Raw genomic sequence first — 17,191 nt, 5'->3', positions numbered from 1 at the left:
CCGCCATTGTCACGCTGCGCGCGATTGCGCGCGGCGGCGCGCTTCCTCGCGCATGTCGATCGCGACGTCGATCTGCCGCAGATAGGCACGTTCTGCGGCGAGGGCGGCGCGCGCGGCGTCGGGTGTCGTGCGCACGAAGCGGATCGGCAGGTTGAGCCGCGCCTGCGCAAGCTTCCACAGATCGGCGCGGATCACCGTGCCGATCTTCGGGTAGCCGCCGGTAGTCTGCGCGTCGTGCATCAGCACGATCGGCTGGCCGTTCGGCGGCACCTGGATCGTGCCGGGCAGCACTGCGTGCGACAGCAGCTCGACCGGCCGCTCGCGCACGAGCTCCGCGCCGGCGAGGCGATAGCCCATCCGGTTGCTGTTCGCGGTGACGAGCCACTCCTCGTCCCAGAACGCCTGCTGCGAATCGGCTGCGAACGATGCGTAGTCGGGGCCCGGCAGCACACGCACGGGCATCGCCCACGGCGCATGTGCGGGGCGGTGCCGGCGCGGCGGCTCGTCGATGCGCACGAACGCGCACCACGCGGGCGCCTTCACGCCGAATTCGGGCGCATCGGCCGCGAGGCAGCCCGCGCCGGCCGGCGGCACACCGACCGGGAGCCGATCGCCGTCGCGCAGCGTGCGGCCGCCGAGGCCGCCGAAGCGCGACGCGAGATCGGTGCTGCGCGAGCCGAGCATCGGCAGCACGTCGATGCCGCCCGCGATGCACAGATAACCGCGCATCCCGCGTTTCGCGGCCGGCAGCACGAGCGTCTGACCGGCGTCGACCGGCAGGCTCCACCACGAATACACGCGTTCGCCGTCGAGCGTCGCGCCGAACTCGGTGCCGGTGATCGCGATGCGGGTGGCCCGCGTGAAGCGGAAGGCGGCCGGGCCGATCGTGATCTCGACGGCCGCCGCGTCGGGGCGGTTGCCGACGAGCCGGTTGCCGACCTCGAGCGCGAGGCCGTCGAGCGCGCCGCCCTGCGCGACGCCGAGATGGCGCGCGCCGCGGCGCCCGAGATCCTGCACGGTCGACAGCGGGCCGGCCCGCAACACTTCGATGGTGCCCGGTGCGTTGCTCTGGGTCATCGTGCGTCGACTCCCGCAATGGTGAAGCGGACACGGTCGCCGGGCAGCAGCAGCGTCGGCTGCGGTCGCGTCGGATCGAACAGCACGTGCGACGTGCGGCCGATCAGTTGCCAGCCGCCGGGCGACGTGGCCGGGTAGATGCCCGTCTGCGCGCCGCCGATGCCGACCGAGCCGGCCGGCACCTCGAGACGCGGCGCCGCGCGGCGCGGCGTGTGCAGCGATGCGTCGAGGCCGCCCAGATACGCGAAGCCCGGCTGGAAGCCGACGAAGAACACGACGTATTCGCCGGCAACATGGCGCGCGACGACCTCGTCGGCCGACAGGCCCGTGTGCGCGGCGACGGCCGGCAGGTCGGGCCCGGCTGCGCCGCCGTACTCGACCGGGATCTCGACGTCGCGGCCGTCGGCGTGCTCGACGTCGGCGGTTTCCCACGCGTCGCGCAGCGCCGGCGTGAGCGACGCGGCCGTCGCGGCGAGCGGGTCGAATACGATGGTCAGGTTGTTCATGCCCGGCACGACGTCGATCACGTCGGGCCACGCGCGCGCGGCCTCGGCAACGGCCCAGACGCGGCGCTGGCAATCGAGCGTGGCGGGCGGCGGCACCTCACAGACGAGGGCGGCATCGCCGAGCGGATAAATGCGGGGTTGCGTCATCGGACTGGCACGGTTCGGACGGCAATGTTAGCGCACATTGTCAATAAGATATCGATAACTTCCCAATAAGCGTTTTCGCCTAGCCCGTATACCCGGGCTTCTGACGTACACTCGGCAAACCCTGACATCCTGCTTGCGCCGCCCTTCCATGAAGCGTCCTCCGACCAAGATCGTGTCATCCGAACACCTCGTTTCCGATTCGAGCGCGGAGCTGTCGGAGCTCGAATACGGGCTCATCATGGCCGGCAACGCGTTCAACCGCTGGATGGTGCGCTGCATGTCGGCAGCCGGCGCGAAGGACATGACGGCGGTCGAGGTATCGCTGCTGCACCACGTCAGCCATCGCGAACGCAAGAAGAAGCTCGCCGACATCTGCTTCGTGCTCAATATCGAGGATACGCACGTCGCGACCTATGCGCTGAAAAAACTGATCGCCCGCGGCTATGTGAAGAGCGAGAAGAGCGGCAAGGAAGTGTTCTTCTTCGCGACCGACGCGGGCCGCGAACTGTGCCTGAAGTATCGCGAGGTGCGAGAGCACTGCCTGATCGAGACGCTGAAGGACAGCGGGCTCACCAACGCGCAGATCGGCGACGCGGCGCAGTTGCTGCGCCACGCATCGGGCCTGTACGACACGGCCGCGCGCGCGGCGGCGTCGCTGTAAACGATTGCGGAAACAATTGCGCGCGGCCAGGCGCTGACGGGCGTGCGGCGACGACCGTGGCGCGCCGCGGCGCGTCATCCGGCGGCCGGGTAGAGCGCGCCGTCGGTCACGATCCAGCGCAGCGCGAGATCGTGCGCTTCGGCCGGCAGCGCATCGACGCGGCACGCTTCATAGGCGATGCCGACCGTCACGGGCAGCGCGTCGCCCGGCCACTGGGCGAGCGTGCGGTCGTAGTAACCGCCGCCGTAGCCGAGCCGGTAGCGCTGCGGATCGAATCCCACACAGGGAATCAGCAACAGGTCGGGCACGACGTCGATTCCCGACGCCGGTTCCGGAATCCGGTGATGACCTTCGCGCATCGGCGTGTGCGCATCCCATGCATGGAACGCGAGCGGCGCGTGCCGCTCGCCGATCACCGGCAGCGCGGCGCGCCGGCCCGCGCCTGCCGCGCACCACGCGAGCACCGCGTCGCGCGCATCGAATTCGCCCGGCAGCGGCCAGTAGAACCCCACCGTGCGCGGCGCGAGCCGTTCGAGCAGCGTGCGCAGCCGTGCGTCGAGCGCGGCGTTCGCGGCGGGTTGCGACGCGGCGTCGCGGCGCGCGCCGGACAGCGTTTTGCGCAGCGCAACCTTCGGGTTCGGCACAGGGTTGCGTGCTATGCTTTCGCTCAATTCGTGCTCCATTCAAAACGATGTCGAACAGCCTTTTTCGAGTATATCGCGCGGTCGCGCTGACGCTTTCCGCCGCCGCGCTCGTCGCGGGCACGACCGCGTGCGCGGCACCGGGCGACGACACGGTCGCCGGGGATGACCAGACCTTCGTGCAGCTTCGCGAAGCCGCGCGCCGCAACGACGCCGCGAAAGCCGCGCAGCTCGCGTCGATGATCCCGAACTATCCGGTACCGTCCTACGTCGAGTATTTCCAGATCAAGCCGCAGCTGTTCGATTCGACGGGCCGCGCGCGCGTCGATGCGCCGGACGCGCCCGTGCAGTCGTTCCTGCAGCGCTACGACGGCCAGGCGATCGCCGACCGCCTGCGCAACGATTACCTGCTCGTGCTCGGCGCGCGCCACGACTGGCGCAGCTTCGACGATCAATACAAGCGCTTCGTGCTCGACGACGACACGCAGGTCAAGTGCTACGCGCTCGAATCGCGCGCGGCGCGCGGCGAGAACGTCGCCGAGGCGGCGCGCGCGCTGCTCGTCGAGCCGAAGAACTACGGCGATGCGTGCGTCGACCTGATCACCGCGCTCACGGTCAACCAGCAGTTCACGAACGACGACGTGTGGCAGCAGGCGCGCCTCGCGTACGAGCAGAACTACACGACGCTCGGCGGCAAGATCGTCGACGCGCTCGGCCCGCGCCCGGTCGGTTTCGACCAGGCGACGAGCGCGCCGCCGCTGTACCTCGCGCGCGGCGTCGGCCCCGACGCGGCGTCGCACCAGCTCGCGCTGATCGCGCTCGGCCGCATGGCGCGCAACGATCCGGACGCGGCCGCCGGGATGCTGACGTCGGTCGCCGGCTCGCTCACGAAGCAGGAACAGGCGATCGCGTGGGGTGCGATCGGCTACCAGGGCGCGATCAAGCGCTCGCCGCTCGCGTCGGTCTGGTATGCGAAATCCGCGAATGCGCCGCTGTCGAACCCGGGCTACGAATGGCGCACGCGCGCCGCGCTGCTCGCCGGCAACTGGCCGATGGTGCGCTGGTCGATCGAGCAGATGCCGCCGTCGCTGCGCGACGATCCGGCATGGATCTACTGGCATGCGCGCGCGCTCAAGCAGAGCGGCGACACGCTGCAGGCGAACCAGGAATTCGAGCAGGTCGCGGGCCAGTTCAACTTCTACGGGCAGCTCGCCGGCGAAGAACTCGGCCAGCGCACGACGATCCCGCCGCGCACGAAGGTGAGCGACGCCGAGATCGACGCGATGAGCAAAATTCCGGGCTTCGCGCTCGCGCAGCGCTTCTACGCGCTGAACCTGCGTCTCGAAGGCAACCGCGAATGGAACTGGCCGCTGCGCGGGATGACCGATCATCAGCTGCTCGCGGCCGCCGAGTACGGCAAGCGCGTCGAGCTGCTCGACCGCACGGTCAACACGGCCGACCGCACGAAGGCCGAGCACGACTTCACGCTGCGCTACCCGTCGCCGTACCGCAACATCGTCGAGCGCTATGCGCAATCGACGGGCCTCGACGTCGAATGGGCGTACGGGCTGATCCGCCAGGAATCGCGCTTCATCACGAGCGCGCGTTCGTCGGTGGGCGCGGGCGGCCTGATGCAGCTGATGCCGGCGACGGCCCAGATGGTCGCGAAGAAGCTCGGCATGGGCGCGATCACGCGCGCGCAGATGCACGACATCGATACCAACATCCAGCTCGGCACCTGGTATCTGTCGGACATCTACAATAACTTCGACAGCTCGCCGGTGCTGGCCACCGCCGGCTACAACGCGGGCCCGGGCCGGCCGCGCCAGTGGCGCCAGGTGTTGACGCAGCCGGTCGAAGGCGCGATCTTCGCGGAGACGATTCCGTTCAACGAGACGCGCGACTACGTGAAGAACGTGCTGTCGAATACCGTCTACTACGCGGCGCTCTTCGAGGGCAAACCGCAGTCGTTGAAGAAACGTCTAGGCATGATCTCGCCCTGATCCGCAATCTTCACACTGCCGCGCGAGACGCGGCAGTGTTCTTAAGGGCCTGTTCACGCTAATAACGGACTTGCGAACGTGCCTTGCCGGTCGCAGTGCAAGAAGCAAGGAGCGCCGTTTGGCCGAGCCAAACAAGCGACGCGCGACGCCGCAATGCGGCCGGCAAGGCACGTTCCCCTGACCGGGAAAAAGTCATAAATGGGGCTGGCCGCCAGAAGGGCCGATCGCGGCGTCATGCTCCTTGCGAATACGTCGAGTATTCGCTTCGTCGCAGTCCTTGCGCTCGGCCCTTCTGGCGGCCAGCGCAAGTCCGTTATTAGCGTGAACAGGCCCTAGGAGTCCCGAACATATGGATCGCCAGACCGTCGCGCTGTTGGGCGGCACCGGCTTCATCGGCAGCCGGCTCGTCAATGCGCTGATCGACGCCGGCAAGCAGGTACGGATCGGCACGCGGCGGCGCGACCACGCGCGCCACCTGCAGATGCTGCCGGTCGAGATCGTCGAGCTCGAGGCGCTCGACACGCGCACGCTCGCCCGCTTCGTCGCCGGTGCGCACGCGGCGATCAATCTCGTCGGCGTGCTGCACGGCGGCCGTGGCACGCCGTACGGGCCCGGCTTCGAGCGCGCGCACGTCGCGCTGCCGGCCGCGCTCGCGAGCGCCTGCACCGAGGTCGGCGTGCGGCGCCTGCTGCACATGAGCGCGCTCGGCGCCGATTCGCGCGGCGCGAGCATGTACCAGCGCTCGAAGGGCGACGGCGAAGCGGCGCTGCATGCGATCGCGGCGACCGATTCGCTCGCGCTGACGATCTTCCGTCCGTCGGTCGTGTTCGGCCCCGGCGACGCGTTCCTCAATACGTTCGCGAAGCTGCAGCGCACGGTGCCCGTGCTGCCGCTCGCGATTCCCGATGCGCAATTTCAGCCCGTGTTCGTCGGCGACGTCGTGCGCGCGTTCGTCAACACGCTCGATCTCGCGGCCGCGCACGGCAAGTCCTACGAGCTCGGCGGCCCGACCGTCTATACGCTCGAGCAACTGGTGCGTTATTGCGGCACGCTGGTCGGCCGGCAGGCGCGCATCGTACGGTTGCCCGACGCGCTCGCGCGGCTGCAGGCCAGCGTGTTCGAATGCCTGCCCGGCGAGCCCGTGATCACGCGCGACAATCTCGCGTCGATGTCGGTGCCGAACGTGCTGTCGGGGCCGCTCGCGCCGGAACTCGGGATCTCGCCCGCGAGTCTCGAAAGCATCGCGCCCGCCTATCTCGGCAACGCCACGCAGCGGTCCCGGTTCGACTGGTTCCGCTCGCGTCGCCACTAGGCCCGCCCGGCGCCGTTGTTCGGCACCGCTTTTTTCACCTTCGCGTTTTCCGGAACACCGTCATGAAACTCGTCATTGGAGACAAGAACTACTCGTCGTGGTCGATGCGTCCGTGGCTGCTGCTCACGCATTTCGGCATCCCGTTCGACGAGATCGCGGTCGAGCTGCGCCGCGACGACACGACCGCGCGCATCCTCGAGTATTCGCCGTCCGGCAAGGTGCCGTGCCTGGTCGACGACCACGGCGTCGCGATCTGGGATTCGCTCGCGATCGCCGAGACGCTCGCCGAACGCTATCCGCAGTTCCCGATGTGGCCGGCCGACCCGCTCGAGCGCGCGCATGCGCGCTGCGTCGCGGCCGAGATGCATGCGGGCTTCGCGGCGCTGCGCACGCAGATGGGGATGAACGTGCGCGCGTCGATGCCGGGGCGCGGCGCGACGCCCGACGCGCTCGCCGATGTCGCGCGCATCGATGCGCTGTGGAGCGCATGCCTCGAAGCGTCGGGCGGGCCGTTCCTGTTCGGCGAATTCGGGATCGCCGATGCGATGTACGCGCCCGTCGTGATGCGCTTCAACACGTACGCGCCGGGCCTGTCGCCGGAAGCGGCCGGCTACGCGGCGCGCGTGACGGCGCTGCCGGCCGTCCAGCGCTGGATCGACGCGGCGCGCCGCGAAACGACCGTGATCGCCGACTACGAGCCGACGCGATGAACATCTATGCGGTAGGCGGTGCGATCCGCGACGAATTGCTCGGCGTGCCCGTGCAGGACCGCGACTACGTGGTGGTGGGCGCGACGCCCGAGCAGATGGCCGCGCAGGGTTTCCGGCCGGTCGGCAAGGATTTCCCGGTGTTCCTGCATCCGCAGACGCAGGAGGAGTACGCGCTGGCGCGCACCGAGCGCAAGACGGCGGCCGGTTATCACGGTTTCCAGTTCCATTACGCGCCGGACGTGACGCTCGACGAGGATCTCGCGCGGCGCGACCTGACGATTAACGCGATGGCGCGCGAGGTGAGCCCGGAGGGTGCGCTGGTCGGGCCCGTGATCGATCCGTTCGACGGGCAGGCCGACCTGCGTGCGCGCGTGTTCCGGCACGTGAGCGACGCGTTCGTCGAGGATCCGGTGCGGATCCTGCGCATTGCGCGCTTCGCCGCGCGGTTCGCGGATTTCACGGTCGCGGACGAAACGCTCGCGCTGATGCGCCGGATGGTCGACGCGGGCGAGGTCGACGCGCTGGTGCCGGAACGCGTGTGGCAGGAAATCGCGCGCGGGCTGATGGAGGCGAAGCCGTCGCGGATGTTCGCGGTGCTGCGCGAGTGCGGCGCGCTCGCGCGCATCCTGCCCGAAGTCGATGCGTTGTGGGGCGTGCCGCAGCGCGCCGACTACCACCCGGAAGTCGACACGGGCGTGCACGTGATGATGGTCGTCGACTATGCGGCGAAGCAGGGTTATTCGCTGCCGGTGCGCTTCGCGGCGCTCACGCACGATCTCGGCAAGGCGACGACGCCCGCCGACGTGCTGCCGCGCCACGTCGGCCACGAAGGCCGCAGCGTCGACCTGCTCAAGCCGTTGTGCGAGCGGCTGCGCGTGCCGAACGAATGCCGTGATCTCGCGCTGGTGGTCGCGCGCGAGCACGGCAACCTGCATCGCGTGATGGAGATGGGCGCGGCCGCGCTGGTGCGGCTGTTCGAGCGCAGCGACGCGCTGCGCAAGCCCGCGCGTTTCGCCGAGATGCTGCAGGCCTGCGAATCGGATGCGCGCGGGCGGCTCGGGCTCGACACGCAGCCGTATCCGCAGGCCGAGCGGCTGCGCGTGGCGCTCGCGGCCGCGCGCAGCGTCGATGCCGGCGCGATCGCGCGCGGGATCGGCGCCGATACGGAGAAGATCAAGGATGCCGTGCATCGCGCGCGGATCCAGGCCGTCGCGCAGGCGCTCGAGATCGGCGAATAAGGACGGGCGGCGCGCGCCCGCAAGCCGCCGTTACGACTTCTTGCGCGCGGCCGCCTTGCGGGCCGGGGTGGCGGCGGCCGGGCGTTTGCCGGCGGCGGCGCGCGGCTTCGCCGATGCCTTCTTTTTCCACCGTGCTGGCCGGCCGTGCCGCGTCGGCGTCGCGCTCGCGTTTCGGCGCCGGCTCGCGGCGGCTCACGCGCGGCTCGCCCGGCGCGGGCTGCCTGATTTCCATCGTCGCGGAGACGAATTCGGCGCAGCTGTCGTCGAACAGCGGCAGCGTGCCGACCGCGATCAGCTCGGCGGGCCCGTCGCCCACGTTGGCGACGCGATGCCGCTTGCGTGCGTCGAAGTGCAGCGAGTCGCCGGGCGACAGCGGGTAATCCTTCTTGCCGACCGTGTAGCAGATGCGGCCGGTCAGCACGTACACGAACTCGTCGCCGCCGTGCGACACCCATTCCGAGCGATAGCCTTCCATCATCCGCACCTTCACCGCGTTGATCAGGCTGCCGTCGAACGTGGTGGAGAGCCGTTCGTACCACTGCGACGTGCTGTCGACCGCGTACGGCTCGCGGCTGCCCGCGTGCGAATCGGGCTGCGCCTGGCGCGGCTGGTCGATCAGCGCGCCGAGCGGCACGTCCAGCGCCTTCGCGACGTTGACGAGCGACGACAGGGAGATGCCCGTGAGATGGCGCTCGACCTGGGACAGGAACCCGACCGACAGCTTCGCTTCGGTCGCGACTTCCAGCAGCGTCTTCTTTGCTTCCCGGCGCAGGCGGCGAATGCGCTGGCCGATACGCATGATGTCTGAATCCATGAATCTCTTTCGTGGCAACGAGTCGGGAGGCGAGCGGAGGGGCGGTGCAGTCGCCGGGAAGCTGGGTTCCGCGAATCGCACGAAGCACGGCCGTCGGGACGCCGATGCCGGCGCATTGTACCGCGCGGTTCGGGCGCGCGAAGTCGCGTTGCGCGGGCCTGCGGCACCGTGTCGCCGATTTTAGTCCTACGAAAATTTTAGCTTGACCTCAATTTCCGCCTGCTCTAGATTCTGTCGCGCGCATCAAAAAAAGTTAAGTGAGACAAAAATTTCCGCGGACCTGCCGCTGGCATAGCCCAGTGGCCCGGCGACGTGCAGTGCCGCGCGTCGTCCGTGCAGCGGCGCCGTGTCGCGTCACGCCTGTTTCAGGCGTGCGCCCCGCCGCGTCGCACCGCCGACCGCCGACAACAATGAATAACGTGGGGATCCGATGATCGATCGACTGCAATACAACTTCTCCGGCCTTCCCCCGTACGACGCGTCCGTCGCCGACACGCAGGCCGGCCTGGCGCGCCTGCTCGACGCCGCGCGGCTCGACGCGGTGGTGGTCACGTCGCAGGACGAATACGTCACCGAGTACCTGCCGCGCAGCAACAACCCGCGCTACGCGCTGTCGGGTTTCGACGGCTCGGCCGGCTGCGGGATCTTCCTGAGCGCGGCGACCGCGCAGGCGCTCGGCGTGCCGCCGTTCGTGCTGTTCGTCGACGGCCGTTATCACTTTCAGGCCGACCAGCAGTGCGATCCGGCGCGCGTGCGCATCGAGAAGCTCGGGATGGGCGTGACGATCTGGCAGGCGCTGGCCGACTGGCTGGTCGCGCACGCGAGCCGGCTCGCGCGGGTCGGCTACGACGCGCTGCGGGTCAGCGTCGCGCAGCGCGACCGGCTGTTCGAGCAGGCGCAGGCCGCGGGGCTGGACTGGACGAGCTTTGCCGAGCGCGAGATCGACCGCGCGATCGCGCTGCCGGGCTGGGTCGTCGAGCGGCCGATTTTCGAGTTGCCGGAATCGATGACGGGCCTGAGCGTCGCGCAGAACCTCGACACGCTGAGCCGCAGGCTCGCCGCGCATACCGGCGCGGCCGACGGCAAGACCGCGTTCTTCTCGTGCGCGTCGGACGATCTCGCGTATCTGCTGAACAGCCGCGGTTATCACATCCCGAACGCGTCGTCGCACCTCGGTTTCCTGTTCGCGGTCGGCGGGCAGGTCGCGCTGTTCCTGCCGGAAGGCTGCGACCGCTGCGACGTCACGCTCGCGTCGTATCCGGCGCTGCACGTGATCCGGCGCGATGTCGCGGCGCTCGAGCGCTTTCTCGCGCAGTTCGCGGTCGATCACGTGTGCTACGGCTTCGAATCGGTGAACTGCGCGCTCGTCGACGCGGTGAGCCGCGTGTGGCCGCAGGCGCGGCACACGGACTTCAACCCGGTCGAGGCGATGCGGGCCGCCAAGACGCCGGTGGTGCTCGACCGGTTCCGCGACGCGTTCGCGCGCAGTTCCGCGGCGATCGCCGAGACGATGCGCTGGGCGAAGACCGGCGAGCCGGGCGCACGCCACACCGAATACGACCTGGCGCGCACGATCAACGATGCGTACGGCGCGCGCTCGGCGGTGGCACTGACGTTTCCGTCGATCGCGGCGAACGGCGCGAACAGCGCGTTCGCGCATTACACGGCGGCGAGCGCCGACGTCGAGCTGACGGAAGGCGAGCTCGTGCTGCTCGATAGCGGCGCGTACTACGAAGCCGGCTTCGCGACGGACTGCACGCGCGTCGTGCTGCGCCGGACGCATGCGGATACGGTTGCGCAGCCGTGGCAGCGCGAGATCTACACGGTCGCGCTGAAGGCCTGCATCAAGGGGCTCGTCACGCGCTTTCCGAGCACGGCGACGGGCGGCGACGTCGATGCGGTCGTGCGGCAGGTGTGCCTCGACCATGGCCACGATTTCGGTCACGGCACCGGTCACGGCGTCGGCATTCACGTGCACGAGGGCGGCGTGCGGTTCGCGCCGGGCGCGAAGTACGGGCTGGTGCCGAACGCGGTGATTTCAGTCGAGCCGGGCATCTACGTGCAGGGCAAGGGCGGCGTGCGGATCGAGAACATCGTGATCATCCGGCCGGACGAAACGCAGCCGGACACGGTGACGTTCGAGAACATCGTGACGGTCGGCTACGACTGGGACCTGATCGATCTCGACCTGCTGAACGACGACGAGCGCGCGTACCTGCGCGACTACGAGCGGCTGTGTGCGGAGTGCGGCACGCAGGTGACGGCGTGCCCGCTGCTGTAAGCGGCGCCGGCGCGGGCGGCGTCGGCCGCCCGCTTGCCCCCGGTCATCGATGACCGGTCATCAGAGCCGGATCAGGATCCGGCTCCATTTCAGTCCAGCAACCGCGCGCGCACGAACGGCGTGATCCGCTCGGCGAGCCACGCGTGCGTGCGCGTCGTCGGGTGCAGCGTGTCCCAGAACACGAAGCGCGCCGGGTCGCGGCAGTCCGCGCGCGGCGTCTGCGCGGCCATATAGGTGAACGACGACGGCTTCGGGATGTCGAGGCACGAGCGCTTCGAATCGTCGAAGCCGTATTGCGCGGGGCGGCTCAGCAGATCGTCGAACGGCGCGTACGCATCGAACACCTCGAGCCGCAGCGTTGCGCCGTAGCGGGCCCGGACGGCGGCGGCCGCGTCGGCGAGCCGCTGGTTGTAGTCCTTGACCTGCGCGGCGACGCTGGCGGTGTCGGTGCGCGTCGAGAACACCGGCGCGCGCGACACGTCCGGCAGCGTGATGAGCAGGATGCGCGTCGCACCAGCCGCGGCGAGCCGCTCGAGACTGTCGCGCACCGCGTTCGCCGCCTGCTCGGGCGTGCGGCCGTAGTTCACCAGATCGTTGCCGCCCGCGAACACCACGAACAGCGTATTGGCGGGCCGGTAGTTCGGCGCGCGATCCATGTATTCGCGCCACGAGTCGACCTCCTGCACCAGGCCCGGCACGACGACGTGCTGGTCGGTCGCCGCGCCGCCGATTGCCCAGTTGTAGAACGGCAGCCGCAGCGTGTTCGCGACGTATTCGGCCCACACCGGCCCGTTGCTGAAGCGTCCGGCGTGCCAGCTCGTTCCGTTCGGCAGCTTCCACTGGCTCGCGTTGAACATGTTCTGCGTGTCGGACAGGCTGTCGCCGAACACGATCAGCTTGTTGACCCGCGCGTCCTGCTGCGCGGCGTCGATCGTCCAGACCGTGTAGTTGAACGACAGCGCGTTGTTGGCCGCGACCGCCTGCGTCAGGTTCGCGCGGATGCCGCGCGCGGCGAGTGTCTGGCGGCAGACGTCGGCGAGCGTGTCCTGCGTCGTCGCGCTGTAGAACATGTTCTTCCACTGCGTGATGCCGTCCGCCCACCAGTAGCCGGGCACGCGATACCAGTCGCCGCCCGACGGATCGCGCGCCCACTCGTAGGTCGCCTCGGGCTTGAGCGGATCGTCGCTGATCCGGTACCAGCAGCGCAGGTAGGTGTAGGTGTCGCTGCCGCGCGATGTGGCGCGCGGCGCCCTGCCGGGCGGTGCGGAGGCCGGCGCCGCGAGCGGGCCGGCCGGCGACAGCGACATGTCGCCGGTCGGCGTCGGCAGCGGGGCCGGGGCCGGGGCGCCCAGCACGAGCGACGCGGTGAAGGTCAGTGCGGCGCCGAGCGTGGCGACGGCGGCCTGACGGCGTGCGGATTCAAAACGGGAATGATGCATCGATGCCCTCCGATCGGTTGTTGTTGGATCAGGCAGCGCGGCTGCGCTGCCGCGTATCGGGGGGACGGTTGCGCCGGGCTGGAGCCCGGTCTGTCGAAGCGGAATTCGGGGTGAAGCGGGTGAGGCGGGTGAAGCGCCGGACCGGGCTGCGGGCCGCCGCGGGGCGTCAGCGCGTCAGCGCCGACACGCGCCCGTCGGGGCCGTAGACGCCGGCCGGCGCGGGCGCCGAGCGCAGCACCGCGAGGGCGCGCTCGTTGTAGTCCATCCGGATCCGGATCAGCATGCCGTTGTTCGCGTTGGCCTGGCGCGCGCGTTCGGCGGCCTGTTGCAGCAGTTGCCAGCGGCCGGCGAGGCGCGCATCGCGCTCGGCGGCCTGGTCCATCCCTTTCTTGCCGGACGGAAAGCCGAGCGCGGAAAGCTGCGTGTCGCGCGTACGTTCGAGCTGTGCGAGCCGGTCGATCAGCGCGCTTTTCTTCTCGACGATCCCGGGCAGCATCTCGAGCGGCTCGGCCGTCGTCAGCGCCTTTTCCTCGTAGACGAGCAGGGACGCGAACGCCTCGACCGTCGCGTGTTCGTCGTTGACCGTGGCCAGCAGCTCTTCTCTCATCGCGTCATGCTCGTCGCGCCGGTGCGCGGGGTGCGGCGCGCCGGCAAACCGGGGGACCGGCCGCGAGGCGGCCGGCTCAGCTGCCCGGGCGCTGCTGCTGCAGCAACTCGCGGGCGGTATTCAATACACCGTCGGCAATCTTGTTCGCGTCGATCGTCAGCGTGCCGTTGTTCAGCGCGTCCTTGATCGACTGGACCAGGCCCGTGTCGATATCGGCGCCGCCGGACGCGGATACCGAGCGCAACTGGCCGGACAGCCCCGACAGATTCACGTTCGTGTCGCCGCCGGTCGTGCCTGCGTCGGCCGCCTGCGCGGACGACGGGGCCGCGCCGGATTGCGCACGGGTCGCGCCGTTGCCGGTCGGCGCGAGAGGGCTCGGTTTCGGAGTGGAATCGATCTTCACGATGGGGTTCCTGTACGGTATGACCCAGATAACGGCCGGGTCGGCCCGAACTTTAGCATCGTGAGCCCGAAATTCTCCGAATAAACAATTCTTTGCAATCTTGCGGCGATATCCGTCCCTATAGCGGAATTTCCACGGTGCCGGCGTCCTTGACGATCGCCGTGACGATCTGGCCCGCCGCCATCCGCACCCGCACCGACTGGCCGGGCGCCGCATTCGCGAGCACGCTGCCTTCGGCCGAAATCGTGAAACCGGGCCCGGCCGCGACGACCCGCACCGTCTGGCCGGCCGACACCGACGCCGCGCTCTTCAGCATGTCCTGCCGCAGCGGCAGCCCGGCCGAGATGCGCGCGAGTGCGGTCGAGCCGATCGCCTGCGCCGGATCGGTGATCACCGCGAGCGGCAGCACCGTCAGGTCGCCGTCGCGCGCGACCAGGTCGGCCGCGCTCAGCGGCTCGCCGGGCGCGATCTGGCGCGCGGCGACGTAATAGGTGGCCTGTACGGTGACCTTCGCCTGCAGGTAGACGGTCCACGGCCGCTCGCCCGCGCAGCGCACGCCGACCGTCGTGCGGCCCCACAGGCGCGCGCCGGTCGGCATGAACGGTTCGAGCGTCGTGCAGGCGGCGAGCCCGCGCGGGAAGGCGGTCGTGACCGTCGCGGTGGTCTTGCCGGGCAGGCCGGCGATCTGCTGCTGCAGGAACGTGAGGGCCGCGCGGCGGAGCGCGTCGGGGTCCTGCTGGCCGGGCGGCGTCGCGGGCTGGGCAGCGGGGGCCGCCTGGGCCGGGTTGGCGGCCACCGCCGCCGTGCGCGGCGCCGGCGCGGCTGACGCGGCGCGGGCCGCCGCCATGCGCGCGGTGCTTGCCTGCGGCATCGGCCGCGCGGGATTCGATGCGGGCTCGGCCGTACCGGCGACGACCGTCGCGATGGCGTTGGGATCGGTGGCGCGCGGCGCGCCGTAGGCGGGAGTCGTGCGAGCGGCTGCGTAGACGGGAGCCGGCACGGAAGCCGGCGGCGGGACGGTCGTCACGACCATCGCGCCGGACGGTTGCGTCGCGTAGCCGGCCGCGGCAGCACCGGCCACACCAGCCGACCCACCGGCGCCCGCTGCCGCGCGCCCGGCATCCGGCGCGATGCCCGGACCCGAACCCATCCCCGCATTCCCGCCGAACTGCCCGCCGCTCGCCGCGTTGGCGTGCGCGAGCGCCGTTTCGGCCGTCTCGCCGCGTCCGGGAATCACGATCATCCCGTCGTCCGCGTGCGCGGCCGGCACGGCGATCCACAGCGCCGCGGCGAGCGCAAACGCACGCCGGACGTGCGTGAGCCGCCCGTTGCTGCCGCGAAGTGCGCTGCCAGTCATCGCCGTGTCCTCGATCTGTTGCTCCGCTTCGCATTCTAGGGAGCGGGGCCGTCGCGCAAACGATGAATAGAGGGGGGCTTTGCCGCGTTATTCGCCCGATTGCCGGTTGCGTGCGGCGCCTACCATCGCTGTCATGGAAAAAAGCCTCTCGGGTCGCCATCCGGCGCGAGGGGCGTGCAGCGCTTCATACGGAGAGACGCACACATGCTGGACAAACTCGATGCGGAATTCGCGTTCGGCCGACAGGCGCTCGACGTGCGCGCCTACCGGCAGGAACTGCTGTCGTCGAACATCGCGAACGCCGACACGCCGGGCTACCAGGCCCGCGACGTCGATTTCGCGTCGACGCTCGCGCGCTCGCTGAAGCAGACGAACGGCGGCCTCGCGCCGAGCAACGCCGGGCAACTGCCGATGACGCAGCCGGCCGGCGTGACGAGCGGCATGTCGATGGTGTCGACGGCGCAGGGCCACATGGCCGGCACGGCGAAGCTGATCCCGACCGGCGGCCCGGCCGACGACTACGGCCGCGCGCAGTACCGGATGCCGCTGCAGCCGTCGCTCGACGGCAACACGGTCGATCTCGACGTCGAGCGCGTGCAGTTCGCGAACAACGCGCTGCACTACGAGACCGGGATGACCGTGATGACCCAGCAGATCAAGGCGATGATCGCCGCGATCACGACCAACTCGTAAGCGCGCCGCTTCCGAACCCGAGCACAAGCACACGCACCAGGAGCCTCCATGCCTTCGTTGATGAACATCTACGGCGTCGCCGGTTCGGCGCTGTCCGCGCAATCGCAGCGCCTGAACGTCACCGCGTCGAACCTCGCGAACGCCGACAGCGCCACCGGCCCCGACGGCAAGCCGTACAAGGCCAAGCAGGTCGTGTTCGCGACCGACCCGATGGGCGGCGCGCGCACCGCGTCCGGCCAGGGCGTGGGCGGCGTGCGCGTGACGAAGGTGATGGACGACCCGTCGCCGATGAAGTCGACCTACGACCCGGCGAACCCGGCCGCCGACGCGAACGGCTACGTGCAGATGCCGAACGTCGATCCGGTGCAGGAGATGGTGAACATGATCTCGGCGTCGCGCTCGTACCAGGCCAACGTCGAGACGCTGAACACCGCGAAGACGCTGATGCTCAAGACGCTGACGATCGGCTCGTAAGCCGCGCGCCGCCCGATCTTACCGACCCGACAGTTCCGATAGTTCCGACAGAAGGCTAGCCAGGATGACCTCCTCCAACACGACGATCGGCAGCAACGGCACGAACGTGTCGACCTTGCCGACCGACACGATGAACACCAACAACGTGTCGTCGACCAACGGCACGTCCGCGAGCGACCTGCAGGCGACGTTCCTGAAGCTGCTGGTCACGCAGCTGCAGAACCAGGATCCGACCAGCCCGGTCGACAGCTCGCAGATGACCTCGCAGCTCGCGCAGATCAACACGGTGAGCGGCATCGCGCAGCTGAACACGTCGCTCACGTCGCTGTCGACGCAGCTCACGGCCGGCCAGCAGACGCAGGCCGCGATGCTGATCGGCACGAACGTGCTCGCGCCGGGCAACGCCGTCGCGGTGAAGAGCGGCGCGGCGTCGCCGTTCGGCGTGTCGCTGGCGAGCTCGGTGTCGAACCTGACGATCACCGTGAAGAACTCGGCGGGCACCGTCGTGAACACGATCAACGCGGGCGCGCAGTCGGCCGGCACCGTGCCGTTCAACTGGACGCCGACCGACGCGGCCGGCAACGCGCTGCCGGACGGCAAGTACACCGTCAGCGCGTCGTACACCGACAGCAACGGCACGCCGCAGCCCGCCACGACGCTCGCGGCCTCGACGGTGCAGAGCGTGATCAAGCAGGCGGACGGCACCGCGGGGCTCGTGCTGTCGAACGGCACGACGGTGGGGCTCAGCCAGGTCGCGTCGATTTTCCCGAACACGACGTCGTCCGCGTCGTCCTCTTCCTCGTCCGGCGGCACCGCCACCAACTGATC

16 protein-coding genes and 1 pseudogene are annotated in these 17,191 nt (G+C 69.7%); 9 read left to right on the top strand and 8 right to left on the bottom strand.

The annotated features are described in order from the left end of the window. Nucleotides 1–9 precede the first annotated feature (9 nt). Together ACN22W_RS16840 and pxpB are read right to left on the bottom strand one after the other, a co-directional pair. Nucleotides 10–1,077 (bottom strand): biotin-dependent carboxyltransferase family protein, encoded by a 1,068-nt coding sequence (locus tag ACN22W_RS16840; RefSeq protein WP_419685462.1) that lies wholly within the window; start codon nucleotides 1,075–1,077, stop codon nucleotides 10–12. After that, nucleotides 1,074–1,730: a 5-oxoprolinase subunit PxpB gene (pxpB, locus tag ACN22W_RS16835; protein ID WP_419685461.1), complete on the bottom strand. Its 657-nt coding sequence runs from the start codon at nucleotides 1,728–1,730 to the stop codon at nucleotides 1,074–1,076. The genes ACN22W_RS16840 and pxpB overlap by 4 nt, the downstream gene beginning before the upstream one ends. A gap of 148 nt (nucleotides 1,731–1,878) precedes the next feature. Here pxpB and ACN22W_RS16830 point away from each other — a divergent pair, with 148 nt between their 5' ends. Beyond that, a complete protein-coding gene (locus ACN22W_RS16830; protein WP_129513184.1) occupies nucleotides 1,879–2,391 on the top strand; it encodes a winged helix DNA-binding protein in 513 nt (170 codons plus the stop codon). Between the two features lie 74 nt (nucleotides 2,392–2,465). On the opposite strand, the gene ACN22W_RS16825 is transcribed toward ACN22W_RS16830, so the two are convergent. Then, the gene (locus ACN22W_RS16825; protein ID WP_419685460.1) at nucleotides 2,466–3,074 is read right to left on the bottom strand and encodes a 5-formyltetrahydrofolate cyclo-ligase; all 609 of its coding nucleotides are present in this window, start codon (nucleotides 3,072–3,074) and stop codon (nucleotides 2,466–2,468) included. A gap of 8 nt (nucleotides 3,075–3,082) precedes the next feature. Between ACN22W_RS16825 and ACN22W_RS16820 the strand changes: the two genes are divergently transcribed. The 4 genes from ACN22W_RS16820 (at nucleotide 3,083) to ACN22W_RS16805 (ending at nucleotide 8,295) form a co-directional block, all read left to right on the top strand. Further along, entirely contained in the window at nucleotides 3,083–5,035 is a 1,953-nt protein-coding gene (locus ACN22W_RS16820; RefSeq protein WP_419685459.1) for a transglycosylase SLT domain-containing protein, read from the top strand. Between the two features lie 349 nt (nucleotides 5,036–5,384). Next, nucleotides 5,385–6,347: a complex I NDUFA9 subunit family protein gene (locus ACN22W_RS16815; protein ID WP_419685458.1), complete on the top strand. Its 963-nt coding sequence runs from the start codon at nucleotides 5,385–5,387 to the stop codon at nucleotides 6,345–6,347. A gap of 62 nt (nucleotides 6,348–6,409) precedes the next feature. Further along, the gene (locus ACN22W_RS16810; protein ID WP_193099354.1) at nucleotides 6,410–7,057 is read left to right on the top strand and encodes a glutathione S-transferase family protein; all 648 of its coding nucleotides are present in this window, start codon (nucleotides 6,410–6,412) and stop codon (nucleotides 7,055–7,057) included. After that, on the top strand, nucleotides 7,054–8,295 hold the full coding sequence (locus ACN22W_RS16805; protein ID WP_419685457.1) for a multifunctional CCA addition/repair protein: 1,242 nt from the start codon (nucleotides 7,054–7,056) through the stop codon (nucleotides 8,293–8,295). The genes ACN22W_RS16810 and ACN22W_RS16805 overlap by 4 nt, the downstream gene beginning before the upstream one ends. Nucleotides 8,296–8,325: 30 nt before the next feature. On the opposite strand, the pseudogene ACN22W_RS16800 reads toward ACN22W_RS16805, so the two are convergent. Beyond that, a pseudogene (locus ACN22W_RS16800) lies at nucleotides 8,326–9,109 on the bottom strand (helix-turn-helix domain-containing protein). 430 nt (nucleotides 9,110–9,539) lie between these two features. Between ACN22W_RS16800 and ACN22W_RS16795 the strand changes: the two are divergent. Further along, nucleotides 9,540–11,390 carry a M24 family metallopeptidase gene (locus ACN22W_RS16795; RefSeq protein WP_419685456.1) on the top strand — a complete coding sequence of 617 codons (1,851 nt, stop codon included), beginning with the start codon at nucleotides 9,540–9,542 and terminating at the stop codon, nucleotides 11,388–11,390. Nucleotides 11,391–11,479: 89 nt separating this feature from the next. On the opposite strand, the gene ACN22W_RS16790 is transcribed toward ACN22W_RS16795, so the two are convergent. From ACN22W_RS16790 to flgA, 4 genes are all read right to left on the bottom strand, one after another. After that, the gene (locus tag ACN22W_RS16790; protein WP_419685455.1) at nucleotides 11,480–12,829 is read right to left on the bottom strand and encodes an SGNH/GDSL hydrolase family protein; all 1,350 of its coding nucleotides are present in this window, start codon (nucleotides 12,827–12,829) and stop codon (nucleotides 11,480–11,482) included. A 166-nt stretch (nucleotides 12,830–12,995) separates the two neighbouring features. Continuing rightward, entirely contained in the window at nucleotides 12,996–13,436 is a 441-nt protein-coding gene (locus ACN22W_RS16785) for a flagella synthesis protein FlgN (RefSeq protein WP_048248327.1), read from the bottom strand. 76 nt (nucleotides 13,437–13,512) lie between these two features. Next, nucleotides 13,513–13,839, bottom strand: coding sequence for a flagellar biosynthesis anti-sigma factor FlgM (flgM, locus tag ACN22W_RS16780; protein ID WP_419685454.1), 327 nt, complete (start codon nucleotides 13,837–13,839; stop codon nucleotides 13,513–13,515). Between the two features lie 118 nt (nucleotides 13,840–13,957). Next, nucleotides 13,958–15,196: a flagellar basal body P-ring formation chaperone FlgA gene (flgA, locus tag ACN22W_RS16775; protein WP_419685453.1), complete on the bottom strand. Its 1,239-nt coding sequence runs from the start codon at nucleotides 15,194–15,196 to the stop codon at nucleotides 13,958–13,960. Nucleotides 15,197–15,400: 204 nt separating this feature from the next. Here flgA and flgB point away from each other — a divergent pair, with 204 nt between their 5' ends. From flgB to flgD, 3 genes are all read left to right on the top strand, one after another. Beyond that, nucleotides 15,401–15,889, top strand: coding sequence for a flagellar basal body rod protein FlgB (gene flgB / locus ACN22W_RS16770; protein WP_412022867.1), 489 nt, complete (start codon nucleotides 15,401–15,403; stop codon nucleotides 15,887–15,889). Between the two features lie 48 nt (nucleotides 15,890–15,937). Next, nucleotides 15,938–16,363 (top strand): flagellar basal body rod protein FlgC, encoded by a 426-nt coding sequence (flgC, locus tag ACN22W_RS16765; protein WP_419685452.1) that lies wholly within the window; start codon nucleotides 15,938–15,940, stop codon nucleotides 16,361–16,363. 64 nt (nucleotides 16,364–16,427) lie between these two features. Continuing rightward, nucleotides 16,428–17,189, top strand: coding sequence for a flagellar hook assembly protein FlgD (gene flgD, locus ACN22W_RS16760; RefSeq protein WP_193099347.1), 762 nt, complete (start codon nucleotides 16,428–16,430; stop codon nucleotides 17,187–17,189). Nucleotides 17,190–17,191: the final 2 nt, after the last annotated feature.

It is taken from the genome of Burkholderia theae, from assembly GCF_048565265.1.
GTDB classification, from domain to species: Bacteria; Pseudomonadota; Gammaproteobacteria; order Burkholderiales; family Burkholderiaceae; genus Burkholderia; species Burkholderia theae.
This window is presented reverse-complemented; position numbering and strand designations above follow the sequence as displayed.

Bases quoted from the DNA above. Each gene is read 5' to 3' on its own strand.
- ACN22W_RS16790 (WP_419685455.1), bottom strand. From the start codon at position 12,829: ATGCATCATTCCCGTTTTGAATCCGCACGCCGTCAGGCCGCCGTCGCC.
- flgB (WP_412022867.1), top strand. From the start codon at position 15,401: ATGCTGGACAAACTCGATGCGGAATTCGCGTTCGGCCGACAGGCGCTC.
- ACN22W_RS16840 (WP_419685462.1), bottom strand. From the start codon at position 1,077: ATGACCCAGAGCAACGCACCGGGCACCATCGAAGTGTTGCGGGCCGGC.
- ACN22W_RS16795 (WP_419685456.1), top strand. From the start codon at position 9,540: ATGATCGATCGACTGCAATACAACTTCTCCGGCCTTCCCCCGTACGAC.
- ACN22W_RS16820 (WP_419685459.1), top strand. From the start codon at position 3,083: ATGTCGAACAGCCTTTTTCGAGTATATCGCGCGGTCGCGCTGACGCTT.
- ACN22W_RS16830 (WP_129513184.1), top strand. From the start codon at position 1,879: ATGAAGCGTCCTCCGACCAAGATCGTGTCATCCGAACACCTCGTTTCC.
- ACN22W_RS16815 (WP_419685458.1), top strand. From the start codon at position 5,385: ATGGATCGCCAGACCGTCGCGCTGTTGGGCGGCACCGGCTTCATCGGC.
- flgC (WP_419685452.1), top strand. From the start codon at position 15,938: ATGCCTTCGTTGATGAACATCTACGGCGTCGCCGGTTCGGCGCTGTCC.
- flgA (WP_419685453.1), bottom strand. From the start codon at position 15,196: ATGACTGGCAGCGCACTTCGCGGCAGCAACGGGCGGCTCACGCACGTC.
- ACN22W_RS16810 (WP_193099354.1), top strand. From the start codon at position 6,410: ATGAAACTCGTCATTGGAGACAAGAACTACTCGTCGTGGTCGATGCGT.
- flgD (WP_193099347.1), top strand. From the start codon at position 16,428: ATGACCTCCTCCAACACGACGATCGGCAGCAACGGCACGAACGTGTCG.
- pxpB (WP_419685461.1), bottom strand. From the start codon at position 1,730: ATGACGCAACCCCGCATTTATCCGCTCGGCGATGCCGCCCTCGTCTGT.
- ACN22W_RS16805 (WP_419685457.1), top strand. From the start codon at position 7,054: ATGAACATCTATGCGGTAGGCGGTGCGATCCGCGACGAATTGCTCGGC.
- ACN22W_RS16825 (WP_419685460.1), bottom strand. From the start codon at position 3,074: ATGGAGCACGAATTGAGCGAAAGCATAGCACGCAACCCTGTGCCGAAC.
- ACN22W_RS16785 (WP_048248327.1), bottom strand. From the start codon at position 13,436: ATGAGAGAAGAGCTGCTGGCCACGGTCAACGACGAACACGCGACGGTC.